The organism is Methanonatronarchaeum sp. AMET-Sl (assembly GCF_029854155.1).
GTDB lineage: Archaea > Halobacteriota > Methanonatronarchaeia > Methanonatronarchaeales > Methanonatronarchaeaceae > Methanonatronarchaeum.
Genome location: NZ_CP122958.1, coordinates 310333 through 320000, shown reverse-complemented (window position 1 = coordinate 320000; position 9668 = coordinate 310333). Strand labels below are relative to the sequence as shown.

Sequence of the window (9668 nt, the reverse complement as noted above, 5' to 3'; positions counted from 1 at the left end):
ACTGTGGTTGCTCCTTCTTCTCAGATGAGTGGTATTGGTCGTGCTATTTCTTTGTTTGAGCCTTTGAGGATTAATGAGTTGTCTGGTTTTGGTTTTCCTGTGTTTAGTGTTGGTGGGACTCCTACTGATTGTGTTGTTTTGGGTTTGTATCGTGTTGTTGATTGTTTGCCGGATTTGTTGGTTTCTGGTGTTAATTTGGGTTTGAATTTGAGTACTGAGGCTGTTACTACTTCTGGTACGGTTGGTGCTGCTTTGGAGGCTGCTAGTCAGGGTGTGCCTGCTGTGAGTGTTTCGGTTGAGTTGGTTGATGAGGGTGATATGTTTCATGAGGGAGGTATTGATCTTGATCTTGGGTTTGTTTCTGGGGTTGTTGGTCGTTTGGTTCGTGGGATTGGTAGGAATGGGTTTCCTGGTGGTGTGGATGTTTTGAATGTTAATATTCCGGTTTCTGCTGATGAGGATACTGGGATGAGGGTTACTCGGCTTGCTCGCCGTGTTTTTGATACGAGTGTTGAGGAGCGTAGGGATCCTAGGGGTAGGCAGTATTATTGGATTGATGGTGGTTATGTTGATGGTGTTGAGGAGGGTACTGATGTTGATGTTGTTCTTAATGAGGGATTGATTTCTGTTACTCCGATTTCTCTTGATATGACGAGTGATGTTGATTTGGAGATTGATGATATCATGGGGTAGGGGGAAGTTTTTATTTTGTTTTAGGTGATTTAGAGATAGTTAAAGGGTTTTAAGGAGTTGTATTTTATTATGTCTGTTAAGCGTGAAGGTAGTGAGATGGGGAAACGTGTGGTTGCTAGGGCTGTTGTTGATTTTATTGAGCCTGGTATGGTTGTTGGTTTTGGTACCGGTTCGACTGTTAGATTTTTTTTGGAGGAGTTGAGTGAGCGGGAGGTTGATGTTGTTGGTGTATGCACTTCTTTTAGTACTGAGTCAGTTGCTAGGGATCTTGGGTTGAGTGTTAGGCCTTTAGGTAGTGTTGGCTCTATTGATTTGGCTGTTGATGGTGCTGATCAAGTTGATGGTGATGGTAATTTGATTAAGGGTGGTGGCGCTGCTCATTTCCGTGAGAAGGTTGTTGCTTCGTTGGCGGATAGGTTTATTTGTATTGTTGATGATACGAAAACAAGTTCTGTCCTTGATCTACCTGTACCAATAGAGGTTGCTCCATTTGCTTTGGAATATGTTTTAGATGAACTAGAGGTTTTAAGTGGCGACCCAGTGGTTAGAGAGTGTGAAGAAAAAGATGGGCCTTTGGTAACAGATAACGGAAATTTCATTGTCGACTGTAGCTTTGGTGAGATATTAGATCCCTTTGAATTATCCCAAAAATTAAGTGATATATCTGGTGCTATTGAACATGGACTGTTCCCAGGGATTGCTAATGAAATATTGGTTGGCGGAAAAGAAGGTGTCACCAAACTCTAGTTTAAACTAAACTATAGAATAGAACGTAGTTTAACTAGAACGTAGTTTAAATAGGTTGTAGTAGTCTGTGGGTTTAGGTAGGTTGTGGTTTTTTAGTTGGTTTTGGGTTTGTTTTTTGTTGGATCTGTTTTTTTTGGGTTTTTGGGTTGGTTTTTTGTTTTTTGGGGGGAAGATTATTTGGGTGTGAGGGATTACTATCTGTTGGAGTACTTGTTTTTTTAATTATGGTGAAATATGATGGTTACTTTAAGTGTGATTAAGGCTGATATTGGTAGTTTACCAGGGCACGTTAGGGCTCCCGATAAGTTGATTAGTAGGGTTGAAGGGGTTCTTGAGGATGGTTTGTCGGATGGTGTTTTGATTGATTATTATGTTGGGTGTTGTGGTGATGATATTGATTTGATTATGTCTCATGACCATGGTGTTGATTCTGAGGAGATTCATTCTCTTGCTTGGGATGCTTTTCAGGAGGGGACTGAGTTGGCTAAGGAGCTTGGTTTGTATGGTGCGGGCCAGGATTTGCTTTCTGATGCGTTTTCTGGTAATGTGAAGGGTTTGGGTCCTGGTTCTGCTGAGATGGAGTTTGAGGAGCGGGAGAGTGAGCCTGTTTTGACGTTTTTGTGTGATAAGACCAGTCCGAGTGCGTTTAATTTTCCGTTGTTTAAGATGTTTGCTGATCCCTTCAGTACTTCGGGGCTTGTTTTGGATCCTAGTTTGCATGAGGGATTTGATTTTGAGGTTTTGGATTATTATGAGGGTGAGACGGCTACTTTGAGTTGTCCTGAAGAGATGTATGATTTGCTTTCTTTGTTGGGGATTACTTCTAAGTATAGTGTTGAGTCGGTGTTTAAGAAGGATGGTCGGCATGCTGCAGCTGTCAGTACTGAGAAACTGAATTTGATGGCTGGTGAGTATGTTGGTAAGGATGATCCGGTTGCTGTTGTTAGGTGTCAATCTGGTTTTCCTGCTGTTGGTGAGGCTTTGGAGGCCTTTTCGTTCCCACACCTAGTTCCTGGGTGGATGCGTGGTTCTCATAATGGGCCTTTGATGCCTGTTAGTGAGGAGGATGCGACTCCTACAAGGTTTGATGGACCGCCCAGGGTTGTTGCGCTTGGGTTTCAGTTGAATGATGGTAGGTTGGAGGGGCCTAGAGATCTGTTTGGTGATCCGTCTTTTGATTTGGCTAGGGAGAAGGCGTGTGAAGCTGCTGAATATATGAGGGGTCATGGACCGTTCCAACCTCATTTGTTGAGTGAGGATGAACTTGAGTATACGACTGTTCCAAAGGTTTTGGAGAGGTTAGAGGACAGGTTTGAATAATTTTGTTGGTTGGTGGTTTTGGTGTTGAGAACTGGAGAGATCATTGAGGATACTCGCAAGCTTGTTGAGATTCCGTCATGGCGTGATGAGGCGGAGGCAGGTGAGTTTGTCTGTGATTTGGTTGGCGGTGAGATTGACGAGGTCGGTAATGTTTTCGCTCGTAAAGGTAGTGGTAGTCCGGAGATAGCGTTTATTTCTCACCTAGATACTGTTCCTCCATCTGGGGAGCATGAAGTACGGGTTGAAGGAGACCGTATCTATGGTAGAGGTGCTGCCGACATGAAGGGTACTTTGGTTTCAATGGCTAAGGCGTTTGAAGATGCTGAGCCCCAAGGCACCCTGGTTTTTGCAAGTTTTGTGGGTGAGGAAACCAATGCTAAGGGTGTTAAACATGCGGTTAAGAATGGTTTTCAACCTGATTATGCGGTGATTGGTGAAGGAACTGTTGGCTATACAGAAGAAGGTAAAATCGATGTCTGCGTTGCCCATAGAGGTCGGCGCGAATACAGAGTTATCACTAAGGGAAGGCCTTCCCACGCTTCCCAACCACATCTAGGTGAGAACGCGATCTACAGTATGATGGATGTTCTCAAGGAAATTAAAGAGCTTGATGACGTTAAAGAAGAGATTTTTGGTGAAATGGTTAAGTCAAGTAGTTGTGTAACCCAAATCGAGAGTATGGGAGCATCCAACGTTGTTCCAGACAGATGTCAAATAACCGTTGACGTCCGCACAACACCGAAAAACATGTTTAAAATAGAGGTGGGGGATAAGGTCGAAGTTGTTTCAGATGTACCTCCAATGATAACTGAAGATGAAAAACTAATCCAAGGCCTGGAAAAGAGTATAGAGTTTAACACCGGCTACCAACCTAAAAGAATAATTAAACCACAAACCACCGACAGTGGTTTTTTAAAAGAAGCCGGAGTTGAAACAATAGTATTAGGTGGAGCCGAATCAAAAGAACCACACAGCAACAACGAATCGGTCAGCATCGACATACTAGAAGACCTATACACAATCTACAAACACTTCGCAAACACCCAACAATAAACAAATAATTATTGGAACAATCCAGGAAAACCCCTTTTTTTTGGGAGTGGTTTCTTCATTATAGGTATTGGGGTGTGTTTGGTGGTGGGTTTTGTTGGGTGTTCTTTAGGTTATTTATATTTATGGTTACTATTACTAGTTGTTATCACTGTTAATTGGGTGTGTTTTTTATGGAAAATTATAGAAAAACTGTATCTAAATGTACGGAGTGTGGTAAGTGTTCGGAGGTTTGCTCTATCTGCAGGGTTGTTGATGACCCGGTCTATAGTCCTAGATCTAAAATCGAGTTTGTATCAAAACTGGAGGATGGAGAGATATTGGAGCAAGAGGAGATAGATTCGATTTATTTATGCACGATGTGTGGATTGTGCGATGATGTATGTCCTGAGGACATTCCGTTAAGCGATGTAATTAAGTATGAAAGAGGTTTGATTGCGGTTAGGGGTGAAGAGCCTGGGAAAACACCACACATAATCGACAACATACTGGAAGATAAAAACCCAGGTGGTTTCGACAACTCTAAACGCCAAGACTGGGTTACAGACGACTTAGAGTTCTCTGAGGACAGTGATGTCGGGTATATGGCTGGGTGTTGGATATCATTTAAATATCCTGAGATAGCTCAACAAACCATTAGAATACTTAACAAAGCGGATATAGAACCACAATTAATAGATGAAGAGAAATGTTGTGGCCTGTTTGTAACAGATAACGGACATATGGCTGAACTAGAGTTATACGCAAAAGAGTATACAGAAGAGATTGAGGAGCAGGGAATAGAGACCTTGGTTGTTAGCTGTCCAGCCTGCTACGGACAGATGAACAAGATGTACCCACTGTTATATAGAGAGCCAGAGTTCGACATAAAAATGAGTATGCAGTTATATAGTGAATTGCTTGAAGAAGGGAAACTTGAATTAGAGGGTGGGGAAGGAGAGATATCTGTTAAAGATGGTTGTCCAATAACAGATATGTCAGAACTACCACGAAACATGCTTACTGAAGCAGGATACTCATTAAACGAGTTGTTCGATGGAGAAACTGTTTGTTGTGGAGCACCAGCAGGAGTAAAACCAAACTACCCAGAAATATCAAACAAAATCGGCCAACTAACTATAGACCAAGCAAGAGAAATAAGCGATGAATTAGTCACAGTATGCCCATTCTGCCTATACCACTACGAAGGACTAGAAGAAAGCCAGAAAATAGATATGAAAGACCTATCCGTCTTATTAGGAGAAAAAATAAAAAAAAGAGACATCTAAACCCTACCTACACACCTCTAGAAGAGAGGATGAAGCTTTAGGGGTTGTTAAAAAATTTATTTAGGTTGGGGGTTAGCTAGATGGCTATCTAGTTGGCTATTTTAGTTAACCACACCCTCTCTCTTTTTTTGTTTTTCTGTTGTTTCTGTTGTTTCTATGGTTTTTGTGGTTTTTTTTGAGTTTTGTGGTTTTTGGGGGGAAAAGTGTTTTAGGGTTTTGGGTTTGATTTTGTTTTAGAGAGTTTTGTTTGTGATGTAGTTTTGTATTTGGTGATTTTTATGGATGAAATGGTTGATAGGTTTAAGTCTGAGTTAGGTGATGTTGAGGGTGTTGGTGTGGTTCGTGTTTTGAGTGATGATGAGAAGGAGAGGTTGGCTGAGGTTGAGAAGGAGGCTGAGGGTAATGTGATTATGGGTCTTGGTCGTGGTGATAATCAGGGTGTTAAGGAGGCTTTGGCGCGTGATTGTACGGTGGTTTTCACGACTGATAAGGATTTTAGGTGGCCTGAGGGCTCTAATGTTGTTATTAAGCATGAGGGTGAGGTTATTGGTGAGGAGTTGGATAGTGAGGAGGAGATTAAACGTTTGAAGGAGTCGGATAGGGATTTGTCGGTTAGTGGTTCGTTTGTGTTGTATAAGGATAAGTTGAGTAAAAAGGCTTTGCATGGTGGTGAGGAGCCTGTTGTCTTGTTCCCTCCTAAGAGGTTTAAGAGGTTGGAGAGTTTGGAGGGTTGTTTTGACCCTGTTTTTGGTTCGCCTAGTCCTCCAGCCGATACGTACTTGAAGAAGGTTTTGGGGATGGAGGATGATAAGGAACATGGGACTGCAATTGCTGGCTTTGATTTTAGTTAACCCAGGGGGGTTTTGATGAAGATATCGGTTGACGGTGAAGAAAGAGAGGTAGATAAGGATGCTGTTTTGGGGGATGTTGTAGAGCTCTCTAGTGGTTGTGTGGCTGGAATCATAAAAGAGGTGGAGCAGGTTGTTCAGGAGAAGGAGAGGGAGTACCAAGTGGAGACGGATAAAGGGGATTTCACTATAGGTTTGAACGATAGCCAGCACGCAGAACAGTTTGTTGAAGAGATAGAGAGTATCGAGGAGTTGGGGGTCAGGTGGTCTTCTAAAAAAATAGCTGCTTTAGGACCCTTCAAATCCAATGTACCGATCCAGAAAACCAACTATAACTATCAGGTTGGCGATATCTTCTTCGGAGTCAGTGGGCTGGACAACGATAATACCTATTTGATGTTGGCTAGAGAGGAACATACTAAGGGATATGGAACGGGTGGGGGAGTGATCGGCCGTATCAAGCGTGGTAAACATATGGTTGATTATTTGAAGGAAGGAGATTCAATAAAGGAGATAAGTCAGGTTAAGTCTAGGGAAGAAAGATATGACTCCTTCTATACAAACGACCCGGAAACAGAGTTGGCTCCAGGAATGCAGATCTACAGTAAAATCTCGATAAAACTAGGTCAGGCTGCTCCACTATCTTCAGAATATTTCTTGAGAAAAACGGAAAACAACTATCTAGAGGTTGGGGAGACAACCGATACCTATCTTAAATGTAATGGCCGGATACGGAATCTACCGGCTGAGAATAATGTTAGGCGGGGCCGGGGTGTTGTAACGGTTAGAAACGAAGGAGACGGTCGAGGGAACATCTATCTATATAAAAAAGACAGGCCGATGCATACAAACCACAACGTAATTGGAGAGGTAGTAAGTGGTGTTAAGTTGTTGGATATATTGGATGAAGGTTGTCGTATTATGGTTGAGACCAGGCCTAAACGGATGTTGTCGATTGGTTTAACCCAGGAAGAAGCCGGCCAACTATTTGGAAATAATGGTATCAAGCATAAACGTGTTGGAGAAACCGGTGATGAAGCGGTAGTGATTAGGCAGGAACCCAGGCTCACACTCGACCTCAAGGAAGGTGGGGTAGTTGAGACATATGGAGTTGACCCAGAACGCATCATGGATGTAGAGCTATATTATGAGGATGCATCGGAAACAACAGATTATTTCAAAAGAGTCTCCAGACTTATATCGGAGGACGTAGGTCAGTTAGAGGTATATTTTGCCTCCCAAAAAATATCGAATGTAATGTTCAAGGGCGACCAAGACCTGGCAGGCAACCTAAAACCCGAGAACACACCCAACAACCAGGTTGCTAAAGGAGAGATCGGAATCACAAACATGTCCAAACCAAACAAAGGAATGATCGGCATCCGATTGGAGGACAGCGATAGATATGGACCGACAGGAGAAGGATTCAAAGCAACCAACATAACTGGAAAAGTGGTTAATGGCCTAGAAAACCTAACCGAACTAAACGATGGAGACAAAATCTACATAAGAGAAATAAAACCCCAAGCTCCTGCGCCCGAAAAAGAAAGAGAAAAAGAAAAAGAAATAGAAAGAGAAAGTGATTTTGGTTCTGAAGAAGAGATAAAAGGAGATGAAGGCCGTTGACAAAGACCAAAATGTTAGTTTTATCCCCAGAATCAAGTTTAACACCAAGTTATGTATCAAAGGTATTACACCAACTCGACCTACAATTAACAATAAAAGAAACCTGCTATGGAGTAAACCTAGAAGGAGATGAAGAAGAAGTGGAAGAAGCAGTTGAGAAAGCTTTGAAGTTAGGTAGTGAAGATGAAATCTACGTTAAAACCCGGGGGTATCCAGTTGCAGATCACCGTAGATGTAGAGCAACAGAAGGCTCAAGACCCGGGTTCTGCCAACTGCAAAACGAATTCAAAACAATGTCCAAAATAAAATCAAGCCCCACCCCAACACCAACCGGGCCCGAACCAGAGGTTGAAAAGGATGTGGAGCGTGCGAAACAAAAAAGAGAAGAAAAACTGGATCCAGAGAAACTACAGAAATTAATAGATGAAATAGAGGAAAAAGAAAAATGAAGGTTTTTATAAACCCCCCAAACAGCTTAATCATGTCCCGGTTAGTCGAGAAACTGGGTCACGAACCCTTAACAATGATGGAGAGAGTTGGAAAGAAGGTAAGAGACAACGAAATCGATTCACCACCAATGAACATAACCGAGATAGATGCAGAAAAAGGCCTAAAATATGCTTCAAGCGAAGTACCAAGCGGAGTAAGAGGCCGGATGGCAATAATAGGACCAATGATAGATGAAGCAGACGCCGCAATAATAGTAAGCGAATCCAATATGGCATTTGGATGCGTCGGATGCGCAAGATCAAACGAACTAATAAACTACCTACTAATAAACCGAGACATACCACTACTGAAAGTACGATACCCAAACACAGATGAAGAAGGCCAGGAAATGATCCAGAAAGTAAAACAGTTTTTGGAGGACCTTGAGTGATAGATATAGCACAACTAAGTTGTGGACCCGAATACAGCGGAATTCAAAAAGAAGTTAACAAAGCAGCAGAATCGGTTGGAGCCAACCTATTCCACCCAGACGTCGACCTAGAAGACATAGGGCCAGCCGTAGAAAAATTCGGGTTTGAACCAGCATCAGCAAACCTAAAACTATTGATAGCCAGAGCAAAAAACATCGCAGACGGAAAAATCGATGCAGACGCCGCAATAATCCTCAGTTGTTTCCGATGCGCAGAAGGCGCATTAGTAAGAAGCGAAGTCCGAAAATACCTCCAAGAAAACACAGACATACCGGTCGTAACCTACGCCTTCACCGAAAAAACAGACGCCGGAGAACTACTAACCAGAATGGAAGCCCTCGTAAGCATAGTGGAAAAAAAAGACCTACTATCCTGGGACAAACAAGTCGGCATAAGTGCAGGCCTAGACAGCGGGTCCTCAACAACAAAATGCGTCATAATGCAAGACAACGAAATAATCGGCACCAGCTGGCACCCAACAAAAGAAGTCATACCAACCGCCAAAAAAGTCTACAAAGAAGCACTAGAAGAAGCCGATTTAAAAGAAAAAGACATAGAAAAAATAGGCGTAAGCGGATACGGCCGCCACACAATGGGCAAAGAATTCAATGCAGACCTAATCCAAGAAGAACTAACAGCAGGAAGCAAAGGAGCAGCCTGGCTATCAGACACAATGAAAGGCGGAGCAACAATCCTAGATATCGGGGGAATGGACAACAAAGCCATAAACATACACGACGGAATACCAGACAGCTTCACAATGGGAGGAATATGCGCAGGAGCAAGCGGCCGATTCCTAGAAATGACCGCCAGCAGAATAGGAGTAGACATAGAAGAACTCGGACCACTAAGCCTAAAAGGCGACCCACACGCAATCAACATGGACAGCTACTGCGCAATCTTCGGAATCCAAGACCTCGTAACAAGCCTATCAGAAGGCCATAAAATAGAAGACGTAGCCGCAGCCGCATGCTACAGCGTAGCCGAACAAATCTACCAAGAACAACTCCAAGAACTAGAAATAAGAGAACCAATAATACAAGTCGGAGGAACAGCCCTAATAGACGGACTACCAAAAGCAGTCAGCGAAATACTCGGCGGAAAAGAAGTAATCGTACCAGACTACCCACAATTCGGAGTCGTCGTAGGAGCCTGCCTACTAGCCTCAGCAGTCTGGAAATAAAAACCCAGAGTTA

10 protein-coding genes (1 of these 10 running past the window's edge) are annotated in these 9668 nt (G+C 42.9%); all 10 read left to right on the top strand.

Annotated features, from left to right (window positions below; all coding sequences use genetic code 11):
• Window positions 1-693, top strand: the 3' portion of a protein-coding gene (gene surE / locus QEN48_RS01545; RefSeq protein WP_280108662.1) for a 5'/3'-nucleotidase SurE. The gene continues 87 nt to the left of window position 1, outside the view; the window shows 693 of its 780 coding nt (coding positions 88-780); its start codon lies off the left edge, out of view; the stop codon is at window positions 691-693.
• 69 nt (window positions 694-762) lie between these two features.
• Entirely contained in the window at window positions 763-1440 is a 678-nt protein-coding gene (gene rpiA / locus QEN48_RS01540; RefSeq protein WP_280108661.1) for a ribose-5-phosphate isomerase RpiA, read from the top strand.
• A 234-nt stretch (window positions 1441-1674) separates the two neighbouring features.
• On the top strand, window positions 1675-2760 hold the full coding sequence (gene fbp, locus QEN48_RS01535; RefSeq protein WP_347985116.1) for a fructose-1,6-bisphosphate aldolase/phosphatase: 1086 nt from the start codon (window positions 1675-1677) through the stop codon (window positions 2758-2760).
• A gap of 24 nt (window positions 2761-2784) precedes the next feature.
• Complete coding sequence (locus QEN48_RS01530; RefSeq protein WP_280108659.1) at window positions 2785-3813, top strand: M20/M25/M40 family metallo-hydrolase; 1029 nt, start codon at window positions 2785-2787, stop codon at window positions 3811-3813.
• Between the two features lie 170 nt (window positions 3814-3983).
• A complete protein-coding gene (locus tag QEN48_RS01525; protein ID WP_280108658.1) occupies window positions 3984-5078 on the top strand; it encodes a (Fe-S)-binding protein in 1095 nt (364 codons plus the stop codon).
• A gap of 278 nt (window positions 5079-5356) precedes the next feature.
• On the top strand, window positions 5357-5929 hold the full coding sequence (locus QEN48_RS01520; protein ID WP_280108657.1) for a hypothetical protein: 573 nt from the start codon (window positions 5357-5359) through the stop codon (window positions 5927-5929).
• 15 nt (window positions 5930-5944) lie between these two features.
• Complete coding sequence (locus QEN48_RS01515) at window positions 5945-7552, top strand: methanogenesis marker 3 protein (RefSeq protein ID WP_280108656.1); 1608 nt, start codon at window positions 5945-5947, stop codon at window positions 7550-7552.
• A complete protein-coding gene (locus QEN48_RS01510; protein ID WP_280108655.1) occupies window positions 7549-8001 on the top strand; it encodes a methanogenesis marker protein 6 in 453 nt (150 codons plus the stop codon). Before QEN48_RS01515 ends, QEN48_RS01510 begins: the two co-directional genes overlap by 4 nt.
• Window positions 7998-8432: a methanogenesis marker 5 protein gene (locus QEN48_RS01505; protein ID WP_280108654.1), complete on the top strand. Its 435-nt coding sequence runs from the start codon at window positions 7998-8000 to the stop codon at window positions 8430-8432. The genes QEN48_RS01510 and QEN48_RS01505 overlap by 4 nt, the downstream gene beginning before the upstream one ends.
• Window positions 8429-9655 (top strand): methanogenesis marker 15 protein, encoded by a 1227-nt coding sequence (locus QEN48_RS01500; RefSeq protein WP_280108653.1) that lies wholly within the window; start codon window positions 8429-8431, stop codon window positions 9653-9655. Before QEN48_RS01505 ends, QEN48_RS01500 begins: the two co-directional genes overlap by 4 nt.
• The last annotated feature ends 13 nt before the right edge of the window (window positions 9656-9668 follow it).

Coding starts and splice junctions, on each gene's coding strand:
- rpiA (WP_280108661.1), top strand. CDS start 763: ATGTCTGTTAAGCGTGAAGGTAGTGAGATGGGGAAACGTGTGGTTGCT.
- QEN48_RS01515 (WP_280108656.1), top strand. CDS start 5,945: ATGAAGATATCGGTTGACGGTGAAGAAAGAGAGGTAGATAAGGATGCT.
- QEN48_RS01520 (WP_280108657.1), top strand. CDS start 5,357: ATGGATGAAATGGTTGATAGGTTTAAGTCTGAGTTAGGTGATGTTGAG.
- QEN48_RS01505 (WP_280108654.1), top strand. CDS start 7,998: ATGAAGGTTTTTATAAACCCCCCAAACAGCTTAATCATGTCCCGGTTA.
- QEN48_RS01525 (WP_280108658.1), top strand. CDS start 3,984: ATGGAAAATTATAGAAAAACTGTATCTAAATGTACGGAGTGTGGTAAG.
- fbp (WP_347985116.1), top strand. CDS start 1,675: ATGATGGTTACTTTAAGTGTGATTAAGGCTGATATTGGTAGTTTACCA.